The organism is Arthrobacter sp. NQ7, from assembly GCF_029581595.2.
Classification (GTDB): Bacteria; Actinomycetota; Actinomycetes; order Actinomycetales; family Micrococcaceae; genus Arthrobacter; species Arthrobacter phenanthrenivorans_B.
This window is the reverse complement of record NZ_JARFXU020000028.1, coordinates 1-17,617: the sequence shown is the minus strand read 5'-3', so window position 1 is coordinate 17,617 and position 17,617 is coordinate 1. Positions and strand designations below refer to the sequence as shown.

The following is a 17,617-nucleotide window of genomic DNA, read 5'->3' as shown; positions in this document are numbered from 1 at the left end:
GGTCCGCGTTCCGGGTGGCACCCACGTGGCCGCGGCGGAACATCACCTGTCCTGGTGTCGTTGCCGTAGCTGTCATGAGGCGGTGCAGGCTATGGAGCCTTCCTCCATTGGCGAGAACGCGCCGTCCGCCCGGACGATCATGACCTGGATGCAGGTCTGCCCGGTGGGGTTGGCCCGCACCTTTGCCTGCGGTTCGGTGACGGAGTGGAACTCGGCGCTGTTGCCGCCGATGGTGTACACCTTCCACTTGTAGGTGTCCCCCTGCTTGGGTTGCGGGTTGGTCCACGTGAAGCTGGCTTCCCCGTCACCGCCCACGGCGCCCTTAAGGCCTTCGACGTCGGGCACCGTGCCGTTGTCCAGGGCATCCGCGGGGGGCTTGCTCATCTGTTGGGTAGCCACGGTCTTGGGTGTTCCGGTTGCCGTATTGGCCACCACGATGCCGACGGCGGCGGCCAGCGCCAGGAGGGTTCCACCGGTGAGGGCGAGCCACAGGTTGCGCTTGCGGTGATCGGTTTCGGGCGCCGGCTGCGGGTCCTCCGTCGTGACAGCGCGCTGGACTGTCGCATCGCCGGTGTAGGTGGTGTCCTCCCCGGCGTCGCCGGCCCCCGTGACCGGGGACCCGTAGGGCGCCGATCCTGCGCTGCCCCGCAGCACGGTGGACTGTGCCCAGGTGCCCAGCCGGCCGCCGTCGTCCGCGCCTGTCACGGGGGAAGCCGGTTCGGGCGCCGGCGCTCCGGGAGTGCGGGCAGGGATGTGCGGCACTGCCGGGGCGGACTGCCATTGGCCAGGTTCCGGAGGGGCATAGGCGGCAGGGGCAACGTTCGACGGCGGGACGGCACCGCCGGCGCCTCCGGTGCCGTCAGCCCCGGTGCCGGGGCGGGTTCGGGCCGGGAAGGTGGGGGCGCTGCCGGTCCGTTCCGGGTCGATCGCGGCGATGCTCCGGACCCGGGTTTCCTCGGTGCCGTCGTCCGGGTGGCTGTCCTCCTGCTGTGGTTCCTCCAGGACTTCGAAGGGCGTAACGGAGAGGTTGAGCTCGGCCTGGATGCGCTGCAGGGCCAGGGCGAAGGCGTGGGCCGACGAGTACCGGGACCCGGGCGACTTTGCCATGGCCGTTGCCAGGGCCAGCTCCAGGGATTCGGGCACATCCGCACGGCCCAGGCGTGGCAGCGCCATGTTGCTGATGCGGTTGATCAACTCGCGCTGGGAGTTGTCGGCGCCGGGCATGACGAACGGCGACCGGCCGGCGAGCAGGGTGTAGAGGGTGGCGCCCAGCGCCCAGACGTCCACCATGACCCCATCCACGGCGCCGTCCCGGAACTGCTCGGGCGGCGACCACGGGATGGACATGCCGGAGTCGTCCTCCGCATCCCCTGCCAGGGTGCCGGAGATGCCGAAGTCCGTGAGGGCAGGACGGTTGTAGTCGGTGACGAGGATGTTGGCGGGCTTGATGTCCCGGTGGGCGATGCCGGCGCGGTGCGCGGTTTCGACGGCGGAGGCCACCTGGATGCCGACGGCCAGGACTTCATCGACACTGAAGCGCTGCCGCCGGTACCGCACATCCAGGCTGGGACGGGAGCAGTACTCCATGGCCAGGTAGGAGTGCCCGTCGTCGGTCACCTCCGCCTCGAAGATGGTGACGATGTACGGGTGCGAGGACAGCTGGGCCATCAGGTTGGCCTCGGACTCGAAACGGCGCCGGGCGCCTTCGGTCTTCAGGTCCGAGAGCAGGACCTTGACGGCGACCTTCCGGCGCGGCCTGTCCTGTTCGTACAGGTAGACGTCGGAAAAGCCGCCGGAGCCCAGCAGGCTGATGTAGGTGAACCCCGGGATGCGGGGCGGCGGCGCAACCGGCCGTTTGGAACTCAAGGAATCTCCTCAAAACGCATCGAGATGTTGTCGCCCAGCTCCGCGATATCGCCGTCGAGCAGGATGGCCATCTCGTTCTGGGCCAACCGCCGCGGCGGCTGGCCTTCGCGGACCAGGACGGTTCCGTTGGTGGCTTTGAGGTCGCACAGCATTACATGCCAGCCCTCAAGCCGTACCTCGACGTGCGACCTGGAGATGTCGCCGCCGGGGCTTGCCACCTGGACCAGCCGCGGCATGACGCCGCCCTGGACCCTGGAGACGGACGGCTGCCGGCCGATGACCATCGATTCGTCAAGGTCCAGCAGTTCACCGGTGGACAGGCGCATCCGCCCCAGCCGGGGACGGGCCACCTGCACCGCGTCCGGCAGCAGGGCGCTGCCACAGACGCTGCACTGGGCACGGGTGGGTGGATTGGGGTGGCCCTGCGCGCAGACACGGGCCAGCACCAGCGGGCCGCCGGCGGCGTCCTGCCGGTCTCCGCCTGAAGCGGGCCCGCCTGCAGCCGGCCCGGTCGGTGCAGAGCCGGATGCTGTTCCCGGCAGGCTGCTCTTCATTACCGTCTGGCCATCATGGTCGGGGTCGAAGGCCTGGCCCGGTCCGTTGCCGCCGCCTGCCGGTGTGAAGGGCGCCGGTGTGAAGGGCGCCGGTGTGGAAGGAGCTGCGGGGGTGGATGGTGCGGGGGTTGCGGATGGAGCCGGGGGTGCGGATGGAGCCGGGGGCGTCCCCACCGACGGTGCGGGCGCAGCCGCGACTGATCCGGGGTCCGCTGTGCCCGTGCCGGCACCGGTGCCGGTGCCGGTGCCGGTGCGCCAGGGCACCGAATCGATCAGGCCCGGGGAGGCTGGACGGGGCTGGGCAGGATCAGGCTGCGAGGAACCGGGGTGCGGGGAGTCCGGCCGCGAAGGATCAGGGTGGGCAGGGGATCCTGCGTCGGCTCCCGGACTGGATGCGGCGGAACCGCCGGGACCTGATGGGGATGCTCCTTCGGGGCCTGCCTGGGCCGCAGCGTCTCCGGCTCCCAGCGCGGGCAGTGGTTCGGCCGCCTGCAGGGCGGCCTGCTGTTGCGGGAGCACGTGGCCGGAATCCGCGTCCGGCTCCTCCCGGACGGCGGCATCCTCGATATTCCGCATCACCGTGCGGTCCCACAGATGGTCATAGGACGACGTCATTTCCACCGCGGACGCGGCCTCGGCCTGGTTCCGGGGAGCGCTGACTGAACCATTGCTGCCTGTCCCGGCGCCGCCTGAATCATTGCCTCCCGGCTCTATGCTGCCTGCCTCAGCGGCATCATCATCCGCGGAGGCTGCGTCCCGCCCAGCCCCGTCAAGCCCGGCGCCGTCGAGTCCAGCCGCGTCAAGCCCGGCCGCGTCAGCGCCGGGAAAACCAGCGCCGGCCGCACCTCCCGCCGGATGCGGGCCTTCGGAGTCCAGGCTGGCCGCGTCAACGGCACGTTCCCCGTCCATATCGATAATGGCGCCCGGGGCAATCGTGGCGTCCGGGTCAAAGCTTTCCCCGGCTGGTAGGCCCGGGCCCTTGTCGCCAGCCTGCCCTGCCTGCCCGGCCTGTAGCTGTACCCCGGGCTCAGGATTGGCTTCTCCCCCGATGGCCCCCACCTCGGTCCCGGCGGAAGCGGTTATGGACTCTTCCGGCTCCCCACGGAAGTCCCGTGCCCGGCCCCCTGCACGCCACGGCGCCCCCGCATCCGGCTGGCCTTCCTCGGCTGTTGAACGGGAGGCGGCACCGCCGCTGGCACTATCGTCGGGACCGTCCACCTCACCGGCGCTGTCCACCTCACCGGCGCTGTCCACGGCGAAGGTGCCCCCGGCGGACGGGGAGGTGCCCGGCGCCGTCGTACTGTCGGCGCCGGCGGGGCCGTGCACCGCGGCGGGGCCGGACGGAACGCCGAGCGTCAGGGACTGCAGCAGCACCACACCTTCGCCGAGCGGCAACTCCGGGTGGTACTTCCCCGCCTGCCCGGTGCCGGTGCTGCCGGACGCGGCTGCGAGCCTGCACCTGCCCGGCACGACGAACTTGCGCTCGTTCCAGGTGGTGACATCCCGGCCGTCAAGGTCCACCGCTCCGCCGGGCTGTTCCACGGTGAGGTCGATGTCGCCGCGCAGGAATACGCGCAGCGGGCCGTTGAAGTCCAGGATCCCGAATGACGGCAGCTGGGTGAGCGATCCGCCTGAGCCGCTGGTGACGGCCGCAAGGACCTCGTGCGGCTCGGGCCGTCCGGCCAGGAGCTCCCACACGGCGCCGGCCAGTTCAGCCGGCAGCCCGGGGCCCAGGAGCACCGCAGTGCGGGACCGCACAACGCCCAGCCAGGTGCCCGGAATGTAGCTAGCGCCGGTCATCGTCCGGCTCCCCCGCGCTCTCCGGAGCCTCCGCGGCCGGTTCGGGCAGCGGCTGCGTCACGGGCGCGGCTGCCGCGGGCCGCGGCAGCGTCACTTCGTCGCCGTCCGCGGAGGTGTGCCGGGGCGCCGTGGTGCCGGCGCCGTCGTCGTTCGATACGTTCGACGCATCCACCACGATGGCTGTGACGTTGTCCCGGCCGCCGCTGCGCAGGGCGGCCTGGATGAGCGCGTCCACTGCCTCCTGCGGATCAGCCGTGGTGCTGAGGATCTGGAGGATCTCGTCATCCGGCAGTTCCCCGGTCAGGCCATCCGAGCACACCAGGACGCGGTCGCCTTCCTCGACGGGGAGCAGCCAGTAGTCCGCCTCGGTTTCATCCCCCGTACCCAGGGCACGGGTGACCACATGCCGGCGCGGGTGGACGGTGGCTTCCTGCGCGGTGATCTCGCCCGCGTCGACCAGTTCCTGGACCTCGGAGTGGTCCACGCTGATCTGTTCGAAGCGCCCCTGGCTCAGCCGGTAGGTGCGCGAATCACCGATGTTCAGGACCAGCCAGTACGGCATGCCCATCTGTTCCACCACCACGGCGCCGGTCAGCGTGGTGCCTGCCCGGCCTCCCGTGGCGTCGCGGATGGAGCTGTCGGCCCGGACCAGGTATTGCTGGAGGACCGCTGCCGTGATGCTCCGCTCCCCCGACGCGACCTGCGGCATTCCGGCCAGGGCACGCACGCACAGGCCGCTGGCTATTTCGCCGGCTTCATGGCCGCCCATCCCGTCCGCGACGGCAAAGACGGGATCGGAGGCGATGTATGAATCCTCGTTCAGCTCCCGGCGGAGCCCGCGGTCCGTCCCGTAGCCGACGGACAGGCGGAGGCCCGGTCCCGGCTGGATGGTGGGGGAAACACTGGCGGGGTGCTGGTTCATGCCTGTCCTAGGTAAAAGGTGCGGTCTCCAAAATGCACGCTGGATCCCGGGGTAACAAACGTGGGGACGCCCGGCACCAGGGGGGTGCGCAGGCCGTCCGGGGTGGTGACGGCGCTTCCGTTGGTCGATTGCCGGTCCGTCACCCAGATGCCCGCGCCATCCGTGAGCAGGTGCAGGTGCGTCTTCGAAATCGAGCGCCCGGGGTCGTCCACGGCCAGCAGCTGTGCGTGCTGTTCCCCGGCCTGCCCCACGGGATTGCGTCCCACCAGCACGCTGCGGTCCAGCTGGAAGTCGCGGCCGTCATCCAACCGGATGCGGAGGACGGCCACCGGGGCAGGGCCGGTTGTTCCGGGGCGCACCTGGGTGCGTTCGACGTCGTCGTCAACGTGCTGCGGAGCCACCCGGTGGCCGGCCGCGGGCGGTGCGAAGGACGCCGGGGACGTGTACGGCATGGTCTGGGAGGGCAGCGCCTGTGCGGGCATGGGGGCCGACGGCGGAACCTGGGTTGGCGACTGGGCAGGTGCCTGGGCGGGGGGCATCTGGGCAGGCTGCGCCACCGGACCCGCGGCGAGAGGTGGTGTGGCCGCCGGTGCCTGGGCAAGGGGCTGTTTGGCGCCCGCCACCGGCGACTGCACCTGCTGTACGGGCGGAAGGTCCAGCGGTGCGAAGCTGTAGGGCCCTTGGATCCCGCCGGTGGTAATAGGATCGCGGCCCGCCTTGACGTCGAACACCAGGGTCCTGGCAGCGGTGTCGTTCCAGGCCCGCAGTCCGCCGTCCTTGTCCCACCGGCTGGAGACTACTACCAGCACGGCCCACGCCGCGCCGAGCAGGAGCAGCGGGCCAAGGATGAACAGGGCCGCGTCGAACCACTTGAAGACCACCACCAGGACTGCTGCCAGCAGGGCCAGGAGGATGCCTGCGCCGGTAATGAGTCCGCGCAGGAAGACGGCGCCGGCGCCGGGGGCATAGCCGTCCTGGTCGGCGCTGCGGATGCCCATGGCCAGGTTGCCGGGGGTCTTGCCGCTGCGGCCCTCCAGCCCCAGGACGACGAACAGGTAGGCGAGGGTCACCCCCAGGCCGATGCCGCCAAACAGGACCAGGGAAGAGGTGTCGTAGATGATGAAGCCGCCGCTCCGGGTCCGGGTGATGCCGGCGAATCCAATGGCGAAGGTCACCACCAGCACAGCGACGCCGGGAAGCCAGTCGATGACGGCAGCACCGAGCCGCTTGCCCGCCGCAGCCGGAACAAGCTGAAGGTTCACTGCCATTCCCGTTCCTCCCCCTGGAGCGGCCCCCACGCTGGTCGAACCGCCGGAACTGCCCGGCGCCGTGCCTGCCCGCAAGGTACCCATGTGCCTTGTGCCCGCGTCCGCGGGGTTCATGAATGCGGTGGCCGCCGGCTGACCGGCCGGGGGCCTTTCCACTACCGGGATAGTACCGGGAATCCCCGGCGCATGCGCGGGACGCGCTGCCCGCGCATCCGTGCCGCTCCGGTCGTGCAAGGGCTCAGCGACGCTGCTGCGGCGCGCCGCCCGGTTGGGCAGCGGCGCCCCGCAGGCAGGACAAAAGGTGGCCCCTGGACGGATCTGCTGCCGGCAGCGGGGGCAATATTCGGCGTCGGGCATCACTGCTTTGCCGGTCCTTGCTCATCCGGCCCCTGCTGGTCCTGCGGTGGCGTCCCGGGGTGCGGGGCCGAGACTGTGCCGGGAGTTCCCGCGTGGCCCCCGGGGCCCGGCCCGTCCGCGGTACGGCGCCGGCGGGCGGCAAGGATTCCGGGGACAGTCGGCAGCGCGAGCCGGCTGCCCAGCCTCAGTCCCTTGCCGGAGTTCATGGCGGTCCTGGCATCCGCGAGCAACGAGCGCGGCGAGAACCGTGCCTGCTGCCGGCGCCAGAAGCCCATGCCGGAGGTCATTTCCTTGAGGGAACCGTCAACGATGGTCCAGTATTCACGGACCTCATCCTCACTGGGCTCCCCCGCACCGAAGATCGAGGCATCAGCGCGGCGCGCCAGCATGGTGGTGGTGCCCTGGGTTGCCGGGAAGGCCTCGGCCAGGACCGCTGCGCTTTCGCGCCGCGTCGACCGGGTGTCGATGGCGGCCCCCAGGTCGGTGGCAAGGCTCACCACCTCATTCCAGCCTCCGCCCACCCGCTGGGCGGGGTGGCCATCGCGGAAACGCGACTTCCGGCGTCGTGTCTTCAAGAGGGCGATCAGCAGCAGGGGCAGGGCCAGGATCACCAGGGGGATCGCGACCACGCCCAGCGCACCCAGGAGGGCACCCCAGAACAACCACGGGTTGTCCTTCTTCTGGTCCGCGTCCAGCGCGTCCGGCGAGGAGTCCGGCGGCAGGTCAGCCGGCTCCTGCGGCGGGGGCGGCGGCTGCAGCACCTGCGGCTTGGGTTTGGACTTGCTTTCCGGGTCCGGCGGGATGGGGATGTTGTCCTTGGGCGGGGTGGGATCGAAGCTGACCCAGCCCACCCGTTCAAAGGCCACCTCGACCCACGCGTGGACGTCCTTGCCGGTGATTTTCACTTCGCCGGCCCCGTTCTCCGGGCTGGTGGGCTCCGGGTAGAACCCCATCACCACACGGGACGGGATGCCCAGATGCCGGAGCATCAGGGACATGGCCACCGCGTACTGTTCGTCGTCACCAAGCATCTGCTTGGCTGTCAATAGATTCCTGATGCGGGCCGCGCCATGGCCGGAAACGCTGGGCAGCTGCCCCTCGCTGACCAGGCCGTTGCTGAAGGCGCCCGTCTTCTGGAAGTGCGCCTCGATCTGGCGCACCCGGTCGATCGCGGTGGGCGCATCGGCAGACAGGTCGTTGGCCTGGGAGCCCACCACCGGCGGCACCTCCAGCGGGGCCGGAAGGGAGACTTTGGCGAAGTCGTACTGCGTCAGCTGCCCGTGCTCAAGCTTGACCGGATCCGAGACCTGCACCGTGTAGGAGTCCCCGCGGGCCAGGCCGCTGGTGGTGACGGCGGTGTCGGTTCCGGGGTTGAAGTAGAGTCCGGCGGCCGCGGCCGAGCCTGACTGGTCAAAGCTGATGCCGGTGGTCTTCCGGCCGCCCGGAACGAAGTAGCCCTGGTAGTCCTCGATGTTGATGCTGATCGAGTAGTCGTTGGTGGGCACCACCCCGGACGTGTCCGCGAGCGTGTTGATGGACTTGGCGTCCCCCACCTTGCTGAAGTTTCCGGAACCGTTGGGATCCATGTTGTAGTTGGTGCCATTGAAGGCGTCCAGGGCGCCGAGGCGGACCCGGCCGTCCCGCGGAAGCCCCTTGACCACGAAGAGGGTGTCGTCCTTCTTGTCCTTGACGTAGGTGCGGAAGCTGGCCAACGGCGTGATGTAGTCCTTGGGGTCGAACGGCGGCACCACCACGTTGCGGAGGACTTTGCGGTCCTCGCCCGCGCTGACCAGCGGGGCGGCCACTGCGGTGATGCCCACGCTGATGGCAACAACCGCCGCTGCCATGCCCAGCCGGCGGATCCTGGCGCGGCGTGCCGTGGCACTGTCCGCCAGCGGGCTGTTGACCGCCACCCGACGCGTATTGCTCCGGCGCAGGGCGTCGCGGCGGAACGTTGCCCAGGCGATGCCCAGCACCGTCAGGCCGATGCCGCGTTCCAGGGTCAGGAATGCCGCGTTGGTGCTGAAGGCGATGCCGGTGACGAACAGGACCAGCACCGGAAGGAGCGGCAGGTAGGGGCTCCGGAGCCGCCAGGTCAGGAGGGCGGCCACGAGTGCGGTGACCAGGGAACTCAGGAACGGGACGATGAGCACGCCGCCGGCCGTTCCCACCGGGACCCCGACCGTCAGCATGTCCTTCCAGGCGAAGACGATGCCCAGCAGCAGGGTCCGCAGTGACTCCAGGGTGGGGACGAACCCGGCGATGGCCGCGTCCGGCACCGCCAGCAGGGTCCCGAACACCAGGTAGGCGGCCAGGGCCAGGGCGGTGGTAATCAGCAGTCCCAGGCGCAGGTGCGCGTTGGCCGCTCCAATGGCGAGGCCCAGGATGATGCCGCCGAATCCGGACAGCAGGTAGTAGGGGTCGCCGCCGAAGCTGAGTCCGAAGCCGAGCAGGCCCAGGCCCAGCAGGACCACCAGGGCGCCGGCGTCGAGGAGGAAGTGCCAGAGCGGCTGGCCGTTGGAGAACCCCGAATCGGTGGCGGCTGCCTTGCGGCGGGTACGGGTTTGCGGGGAGCGCGTTGGTGCGGGGCGGCCCGGTGCGGTGCTCATGCGGCGGCCTTTCTCAGCACGATGGCAAGGTCGGCGAGGTCGCCGAGCGTCAGAACGGTCAGGTCCGCGATGTTCGAACGTGTGGGTGCTGCGCCGGCTTCCACCCTGACGGCAAGGCTGCGGACACCGGGCGGTACGGAGGCGGCGGCCGAGCGGAGCTGGGTGGCGGTCACGTTGCTGCCCACCACGAAGAAGACCACCGAGGCGTTGGGAACGGTGTCGGCCAGGGTCCTGGCAAGGTCGACGGCGGTGCGGCGCATCGGAGTGCCCACGATCCGGGTCATGTCATCGAGCATGTTGCGGCCGGTTTCGCAGCGCAGTGGTCCCTTTTGGGTCAGGACGTCCAGTTCGCGCTGTTCCCGGATGGCCTGCCGGCCGATGGAGGCAGCCACGGAGATGGCCATCTCGAACTCGGTTTCCGAGGAGTATTCGTCCGTGTTGATGGACAGCGAGATGGCCAGGTGGGCGCGGCGGGTTTCCTCGAACTGGCGCACCATCAGCTTGTTGGTGCGGGCCGTGGTCTTCCAGTGGATGTGCCGGCGGTCATCGCCCGGCACATAGTCGCGCAGGGCGTGGAAGGAGACGTCGGCGCTGGACAGGTCAGTGGTGGGCATGCCTTCGAGGTCCCGGATGAATCCGGCGGCGGAGCCTGCCAGGGCCACGGTGCGCGGGTGGACGAAGAGGTCTTCCGGTTCGGTCCACAGGACCTGGCGGCGCAGCAGGTGGAGGGGGTCCGCGCGGACGGAGCGGACCGGTCCCACCACAATGACGGCGCGCCGGGCGGTGGGGATGGTGAACAGGTCCTCATGGACCTGGCCGGGCTTCATCCTGGGCAAGTGGAAGACGGCCGTGGTGCCGCCCACGGGCAGTTCCAGCGCCGCCGGCAGGAGCGGGCGTGCCGACGTGTTGGAGACGGCGATGCTGCCGACGGCGCTGTCCCCCACCGCTACCCGGGTGCGGGCGAGGTCCAGCACCACGCCGTAGGCGGACCGGCCCAGGATGAAAGCTACCGCGATCACGAACATGGTGAACGCCGCGATCGCCGCAGCGGTGGCTTCCTGCCAGCCGAAGGCCTGGCCGGTGATCCACAGCAGGATGGCGGCGGCAAGGACCGACCAGCCCAGGATGCTGACCACGGAAATGACCGGCCACGCATACTTCAACCAGTAGCCGCGGACGGCCCGCCAGCCGGGTGCCAGGGCTTGGAGGGCTGTGCTGCTGGCCTCGGACCATACCGCAGCTGGGTGCAGGCGGGAGGGTCGGCCGTTGCCGCGGAACAGGTTCTGGAACAGGTGCTGGAACCGCTCCACAAACCGGGTCAACGGTGTGCCGCTGGACGTGCCGTCCGACATAGGGATGTGCCTTCGTTGTCGCGCTGGAAAAGGATGGTGTGGCTGTGGGCTGGCCGGGTCAGGCGTTGGTGCGCTGCTGCGGGGCGGCGACGTCGGCCAGGATCCGGGTGAGCACGGCCTCGGCGGTGGCGCCGGAGAACTCCGCCTCTGGGTCCATGACGAACCGGTGGGTCCACACCACGGGGGCCAGTTCCTTGATGTCGTCGGGCAGGACGAAGTTCCGTCCCTGGGAGGCTGCCCAGACCTTTGCTGCCCGGACCATGGCCAAGGCGCCGCGCACGGACACGCCGAGCCGGGTTTCGGGGGCGCTGCGGGTCTCCTCGCAGAGCCGGGAGATGTATTCCAGCACGGCCGTGTCCACGTGGGCGGTAGCGGCGAGGTCGGCCATGTCCGCCACCGCCTGGGTGGTGATGACGGCGGACAGTTCCTTGGAGCGGTCCTTCAGGTTGTTCCCGCCGAGGAGCCGCACCGTGGAAGCGTGGTCCGGGTAGCCGATGGACGTCTTGATCAGGAAGCGGTCCAGCTGGGCCTCGGGCAGGCGGTAGGTGCCTGCCTGCTCGATGGGGTTCTGGGTGGCCATCACCATGAACGGCCGCCCGGCCGAGTACGTCACGCCGTCCACGGTGACCCGGGACTCCTCCATGACTTCCAGCAGCGCGGACTGGGTCTTGGGCGAGGCACGGTTGATTTCGTCGGCCAGGACGATGTTGTTGAAGATCGGGCCCTTGTGGAACTCGAACTTCTGCGTCTTCTGGTCGTAGATCGTCACGCCGGTGACGTCGGAGGGCAGCAGGTCGGGGGTGAACTGGATGCGGTTGTTGGACCCCTGTACGGTGGCGGCCAGCGCCCGTGCAAGAGAGGTCTTGCCCGTACCCGGGGCGTCCTCAAACAGGACGTGGCCCTCGGCCAGCATGGCGGTGAAGGTAAGCCGGATGACGTGTTCCTTGCCCAGCACCGCCTGCCCCACGTTGGCAACCAGCTTTTCGAATGTGCCTGCAAACCACTCGGCCTGCTCGATGGTCATGGTCATGAAGCGCTTCCTTCTCCTGGATCGTAATTCTGTGCGGGGGCCCGGAAGATCCGGGCCCCTTCCTGGTGCTCGATGGTGCTAGCGGTTCGGCATGCCGTTGGGCGGGTTGCAACCAATATTCGAGGTGTCGCAACGGAGCCAGTTACCGGAAGCCATCCCCGAGTTCAGGTGGTACCAAATGCCGCTGGGGTTGTTGGCCGTCTTGTACCAGACCTGGTACCGGTCCGCCGTGGACGGCGCCCCGGCATCCAGCCACTTGCCTCCCCCGGTGCATTGGGACGGGTTCCCGTCGATGAAGCTGTCGGTCCCCTTCCGGGGCTCGGTGCAGCTTCGGGTCGGGCTGGCCGTGACATTCCATTCCGTTGGTGGAGGCGGGGTGTTGTCAGGGCCAGAGGTGGATGTGGCGGGTCCACCGATGGCGCCGTCCACCACGGTCACGGCCCGTACCCTGAGCCGGTGGCTCTGATTCCATCCGCCGGCGTCACGGTCGTAGCGATTGGCCTTATTCACGTTGATCCAGCCGCCACCGTCGTAGCTGACTTCATAGTGGTCGAGCGCCCTGCCGTTCGTCGCCGGATCATTCCACGTCCAATGGACCTGTCCATCGCCCTTCGCCGAGGTACCGCCGTTCACGTTCGGCGCGTTGGCTGGTCCATAGGGGTTGCCCGTGCCGATGGCCTTCGCGTCGCCGGAAATGTTGTTCTTGGTTGACGTGGCGATGATGGTCACGGTGACGTCGGTGCCGTTGGGCAGGCCGTTGATGTTGCCGCCCGGCGCATTGATGGCTCCTGACTGGCCTGTGGAGGTCCGGTATGAGTACGCGATCTCACTTGCAGTGGAACCGTTGCGCTGTGTCTCAGTCAGGGGCGTGAAGGTGACCTTGAGCTGACCGCTGTTTCCGGTGTCCGCAACCGTGCCGCTGCTGACCTGGCCGGGCTTGCCTGCAGCCCGGATGGGAGCCGACTGCGCACTCGTGGCACTCGTGCCCGCCTTGTTGGTTGCTGCCACCGTAAAGGTGTAGTTGGACTCGGAGTTGTCAACGGTCACGTTCTGGGAGGTGCCGCTCACCTGCTGGCTTGCGACGGCGGCACCGCCCCGGAGGGTGGTCAGCGTGTAGGCGGACACCGCATCGCCGTTGTTGTTGGGTGCGTTCCACACCACCCTCAGTTGGCTTTGGGAGCCGACGGGAGTTGCCTGCGACACGCTGGGCGCAGTTGGCGTGGCGGGCACGCCGGCCGGAACCTCGGCTGCAGAGTAGGGGCTCCACTCGGACGGGTCCTTGGCGTCGTTGCGGGCCAGGACCCGGACTTTGTAGGAGACGCCGTTCTGCAGGCCCTTCCAGACGTAATTGACGGATGTCAGTCCCTGGACCTGGGCATTCTGGCCGGCAGGAGCCGGGGATATCTCCAGGTCGTAGGACTTCACCGGCGAGCCCTTGCTGGCCGGGGCCGTCCAGGTGACAGTCAGTTGCTTGTCACCGAACTTCAGCGACGGCGCCAGCGGGGTGTCGGGCTTCACGTCAGGACGGACGTCGGCCGAGGCCGGGGACCGGTCGGATTCACCGAACTCGTTGGTGGCCGTCACCTGGAAGTGGTAGGTGGTGTTGTTGGTCAGTCCATTCAGGGTGCAGGTGTTGGCCGGGCAGTCCTGCCGGAAGCCGCCTTCCCCATACACCGTGTACTTCGTGATGGGCGAGCCGCGGTCCGCCGGCGCGGACCAGTTCAGCAATGCGGTCTGGTCCCCCACGCTCTGGGCCTGGGGCGTGGTGGGAGCTGCAGGCTTGTCCTTGACAGTCAGCCGGACCCGGGCCGTGGCATGCCGGGAGCTGTCCTGCGTTTTGTCCTCCACCGTGTAGGCAACCACAAGGGTCCCGGTGAAGCCCGGGGCAGGGGTAACGGTGATGGAGTCACCATTGACGCCCACGTTGCCGCTGCCGGTCTCGGTGTTGGCGGCGATGATCTTGAGCGGTGTTTCGGGGAACGGGTTGGCGTCGTTTGCCAGGACGTTGATCGTCACCGGCTTGCCGGCGGCCGCGTTGTCCTGCACGTCGTCGTTGGCCACCGGCTTGGGCCGGTTGGAGGCGGACACGGCAAGCTGGTACGTGGCCGTGGCTTCAAGCCCGCGGGGGTCGGTCGCCTTGACCTGGACGGCAGCCCTGGTACCGGTGGCCGTGGAATCCGCCGCCGAAACCTTCAGCGTCTGGCCTTCGATACGTGCGTTGAAGCCGCCCGTTGAGTCGCCCACCAGCTCGTACTTCATCTTCTCGACGTCGTCCTGGTCGGGATCGGACGTCAGCTTTCCAAGGTCAGTGCTGGCCGAGTCCCCCTTGGGCACATCCACGTTGGCGCCGAGCAGTTCCGGCGGGTTGTTCTTATCGGGGTCCGGGAGCACCTTTGTACGGATGCTGAGGGTGGACTTCAGGCCGGCAGGATCGTCCGGGCCCGAGCCGTCGGTTACTTCGAACGTGAGCGATCCGGGGCCAACGTAGTCAGCTCCTGCAGAGTATTTCAGGCCGGCACCGTCCCGGATGATGGGGTCGCCGCCGTCCGCGCCGATGAGTTTGATGCGGTCGGCCTGGGTCAGGCGGGGCGACCGTCCTTCCCGGACCTTGACCCATTCCTTGAGGTCCACGTCGACGGACTGTCCGGCGACCACCTCGATGACCTCATCCTTGGCCAGGGTGGGAACCTGCTGGCCCAGCCCAGGCACCCAAATGATTGCCGTGGACTGCTGCCCGTCCACGTCTTCCACGGTGTACGGGATGAGCTGGGGCTGCTCGGTGAGGTCCACCAGAACGTTGCCATTGCCGCCGGGGCGGGCAGTCGCGGCCTCGGTGCTGATCTTCAGGTTCTCGCCCACACCGTCCGGGTCCTCGTCATTCTTGAGGACGGGAACGTCCACGGCGGTCTTGCCCATGGCCTGCGCGGACGTCACCCTGTCGTCCCTGGCGATCGGGGCCTTCAACGGCACGTCGTTGTCAACCACCAGCCGGATGGTTGCCTGAGCCGCAGCGTCCCTGTCATCAGCCACGGTGTACCGAACATTGACGGTCCCGGCTTCCTTCGGTGCAAGCAGGATGACGCGTCCGCTGTTCTTGCTCACTGTCGCCTGCAGCGCGGGATCCGCCTCGATGCCGTCGGTGAGGATGCGGATGCGGTCACCGTCGGGATCGGTATCGTTGGCTGTCGCGTCCACGGCGATCTGCCTGCCCGGGCGGACCCGGACTTCATCATCCACCGGCGTGGGCTTCTGGTTGATCTCCCCGCGAGGGGCTATGCCCACCGTCACGGTCCCGGTGTTCACGGCACCCTGACGGTCCACGACTTTGTAGCGGAAGGTGTCGGTTCCGGCGCCGTCCCCGGCAGCGGTGAAGTCGATGAAGTTGCTGCCTACCGTGGCGGTCCCCATGGCAGGTGTGCTGTCAATGCCGGTCAGCTGCACGGAGTCGCCGTCCGGATCGATGCCGTCGAGGGGCACCGGAATGCGGACCGTCCCGGCGGCAACCACGCGGGCAGTGAGGTTCCGCGGCTGGGGGCGGGAGTTCTCTGCGTCCTCCAGCGGGAGGATATGGATGGTGACCGCGGCCGCGCTCTTCTGGCCCTGCGGGTCCACCGCGTTATAGATGGCGCGGACGGTCTTGGGCTGGCTGCCGGCAATGAAGCGGAGAGTGTTCTCGGAGACGAAGCTCTTGCCATCGGCGGGATCGACGGCCTGCGGCAGGACGGGGTCCACCATCAGTTCCTGGCCCTGCGGGTGGGTGTCGTTGTCAAGGACCGGGATGGTGACGACGTCGTTGACGCGGACGTTCACCTCGTCCGGTTTGGGTTGCGGCGCCTCCAACACAGCGGGGGCCGGAACGGGCACCACGGACACGCTGCCCGTGGCGGACTTCTTGCCGTTGGACATGGTGTATTCGAAGAGGATGGGGTCCTTGGTGCCGAGGATGTCCGTGATCCTCAGGACGCTGTGGTTGATCACGCTGACGGAGACGGTGGCGTTGTCCGGAAGTTTGACGGACTGCAGCACCAGGACGCCACCGGATGGGTCGGAGTCATTCGCCAGCGGGTCCAGGAGCACACTGCCGCCGGTAGGCATGAGCGCAACGTCGTGGACCGCCACGGGGTCGCCGCCGTCGTTGCCGGACTCGACGTCCACGCGGATGAGGCCCTGGCTGCTTTGCGGGCCGTTGCTGGCGATGTAGGTCAGGTAGACCGGGCCGGGGGTGCTGCTGCGGAACGTGAAGGTACCGCCGTCGGTCACGGGGCCGAGTTCGGCGGGGCCGTTCGCTTCCACCTGCGCCAGCCGGAGGGCACCTCCGTTAGGGTCAACGTCGTTCTTCAGCGGTGAGATCACCAGGTCCTGGCCCACGACGGCGGTGACATGGTCGGCATTGACCACCGGCGCGAGGGCGCCGGGCGGCTGGACGTTGACCACCACCTTGCCGGTGACAGTGGCGCGGCCGTCCCAGATGGTGACCTGGACGTTCTTCTTCCCCGCGGTAGCCCCTGAGTCCTGGAAGGTGAGCAGGCCGTCGCGCCGGACCTTCACCTGGTCCTGGTCGTTGTCGGCCTTGGCGTCCAGCAGGACCAGGTCATCGCCGTCGGGATCGATCCAGTCGGTCAGGATGTTCTGGCTGACGGTCTTGCCCTGTTCCACCAGCATGGTGGTGTCTTCGCCGCGCTTGAACTTCGGCGGCTTGTTTTCGTCGGGCCCCACCACGCTGAGCGCCACCTGTCCGGTCGCGGACAGGCCCCTCCCATCGGAGGCGCTGTAGTTGAATGTCTCCGTGCCTGGCTTGGCGTCGGCTGGAACGGTGATCTGGAAAGCCGTGCCGCCGTAGATGTTTTCCAGGGTCCCCGATTTGGGTCCGTTGTCCCCCACCGCTGCGGTGAGGACGTCGCCGTCGGGGTCGGAATCGTTGTCCAGGACGCTGAGGATGGTGGTCCGGCCCGGGCGGACACCGATGGCGTCCGGCTTGGTTTCAGGCGGCCGGTTGGGCTTGGTGCGGTCCGGCAGGACGTTGATGGTGTTGTTGTCGGCGGACTCCTGGTCCTGGTCATCGGACTGGTTCTTGGGCGGGACGACGTCGTCCCAGTTGTTGACCAGCTGCATGTTCTGGTTCACCAGCCACACGTTGCCGGAGTTCACATCGTTCAGGACCACCAGGTCCCGGTTCACCCGGAACACATACGACGGCGACGCACTCGCCTTGGGCACGTCCACCTTCTTGTCATCACCATCGTTGACGCAATCCCGCACGTACTTGTTCGCACCCGACCACGCCGCATGCACGCACCCGCCCAACTGCACCGGCGCAGCCGGGACGCCCTCGCCGTCGAACGCCACCGTCTTGGCCGTCACCCCGTCAAGAGGCTGCTTCAACAACGCCTTCCGCGTCGCCACCGCCACAAAATCGCTCTCCGGCCCGGCCTGCTGCAACTTCGCATCCCGGGCATTCTCCAACGCCAACCGCTTACCACCAGGCAGGAACAGGTTCCCCGCCGCAGCATCCAACACCACCGGCTGGTCCCCCACCACGGTCATCTGCAGATCCCCGGCCCCCTTGAGCCCATCCCAGGTACTGGACTCCGACGACGTCACCGCACCATTGGCATCAACACCCGTCACCGTCACAACCCCGGTCTTCGGATCCGCCGAATAAATCCGGTCATCAGAACCAACCGCCGACACAATCCCCTCAGAACCCACCATCACCGGCTCCGACGCCTCCTGGTCAAAACCATTCACCGTCGACGGCGACACCGCCCACACCTTGCCCGAAGCAGCATCCGTCACCGAAATGGTCCGCGCCCCGAAACTCACATCAGCCGAGCCCGGCAACTGCTTATCCCCACCCAA

At 68.5% G+C, this 17,617-nt stretch carries 8 protein-coding genes and 1 pseudogene; all 9 read right to left on the bottom strand.

Translation table 11 applies throughout. From position 1 onward, the window contains the following. Nucleotides 1–72: 72 nt before the first annotated feature. Nucleotides 73–1,866, bottom strand: coding sequence for a serine/threonine-protein kinase (locus PUN71_RS20435; protein ID WP_277799873.1), 1,794 nt, complete (start codon nt 1,864–1,866; stop codon nt 73–75). Further along, the gene (locus tag PUN71_RS20430) at nt 1,863–4,220 is read right to left on the bottom strand and encodes an FHA domain-containing protein (RefSeq protein ID WP_277799872.1); all 2,358 of its coding nucleotides are present in this window, start codon (nt 4,218–4,220) and stop codon (nt 1,863–1,865) included. Before PUN71_RS20430 ends, PUN71_RS20435 begins: the two co-directional genes overlap by 4 nt. Next, entirely contained in the window at nt 4,207–5,142 is a 936-nt protein-coding gene (locus tag PUN71_RS20425; protein WP_277799871.1) for a PP2C family protein-serine/threonine phosphatase, read from the bottom strand. The genes PUN71_RS20430 and PUN71_RS20425 overlap by 14 nt, the downstream gene beginning before the upstream one ends. After that, entirely contained in the window at nt 5,139–6,410 is a 1,272-nt protein-coding gene (locus PUN71_RS20420) for an RDD family protein (RefSeq protein WP_277799886.1), read from the bottom strand. Before PUN71_RS20420 ends, PUN71_RS20425 begins: the two co-directional genes overlap by 4 nt. Nucleotides 6,411–6,689: 279 nt before the next feature. Further along, nucleotides 6,690–6,767, bottom strand: a pseudogene (locus tag PUN71_RS20415) (zinc-ribbon domain-containing protein); the annotation flags it as partial. Then, nucleotides 6,767–9,376 (bottom strand): transglutaminase-like domain-containing protein, encoded by a 2,610-nt coding sequence (locus PUN71_RS20410; RefSeq protein WP_277799870.1) that lies wholly within the window; start codon nt 9,374–9,376, stop codon nt 6,767–6,769. The gene PUN71_RS20410 and the pseudogene PUN71_RS20415, both read right to left, overlap by 1 nt. After that, nucleotides 9,373–10,728: a DUF58 domain-containing protein gene (locus PUN71_RS20405; protein ID WP_277799869.1), complete on the bottom strand. Its 1,356-nt coding sequence runs from the start codon at nt 10,726–10,728 to the stop codon at nt 9,373–9,375. Before PUN71_RS20405 ends, PUN71_RS20410 begins: the two co-directional genes overlap by 4 nt. Nucleotides 10,729–10,786: 58 nt before the next feature. Further along, entirely contained in the window at nt 10,787–11,758 is a 972-nt protein-coding gene (locus PUN71_RS20400) for an AAA family ATPase (protein ID WP_043456019.1), read from the bottom strand. A gap of 78 nt (nt 11,759–11,836) precedes the next feature. Then, the coding region (locus PUN71_RS20395) for an Ig-like domain-containing protein (RefSeq protein ID WP_277799868.1) at nt 11,837–17,617 on the bottom strand (5,781 nt) is incomplete at its 5' end.

Excerpts from the sequence above, each read along its gene's own strand:
- PUN71_RS20420 (WP_277799886.1), bottom strand. The coding sequence starts at position 6,410 with ATGGCAGTGAACCTTCAGCTTGTTCCGGCTGCGGCGGGCAAGCGGCTC.
- PUN71_RS20405 (WP_277799869.1), bottom strand. The coding sequence starts at position 10,728 with ATGTCGGACGGCACGTCCAGCGGCACACCGTTGACCCGGTTTGTGGAG.
- PUN71_RS20430 (WP_277799872.1), bottom strand. The coding sequence starts at position 4,220 with ATGACCGGCGCTAGCTACATTCCGGGCACCTGGCTGGGCGTTGTGCGG.
- PUN71_RS20400 (WP_043456019.1), bottom strand. The coding sequence starts at position 11,758 with ATGACCATGACCATCGAGCAGGCCGAGTGGTTTGCAGGCACATTCGAA.
- PUN71_RS20410 (WP_277799870.1), bottom strand. The coding sequence starts at position 9,376 with ATGAGCACCGCACCGGGCCGCCCCGCACCAACGCGCTCCCCGCAAACC.
- PUN71_RS20425 (WP_277799871.1), bottom strand. The coding sequence starts at position 5,142 with ATGAACCAGCACCCCGCCAGTGTTTCCCCCACCATCCAGCCGGGACCG.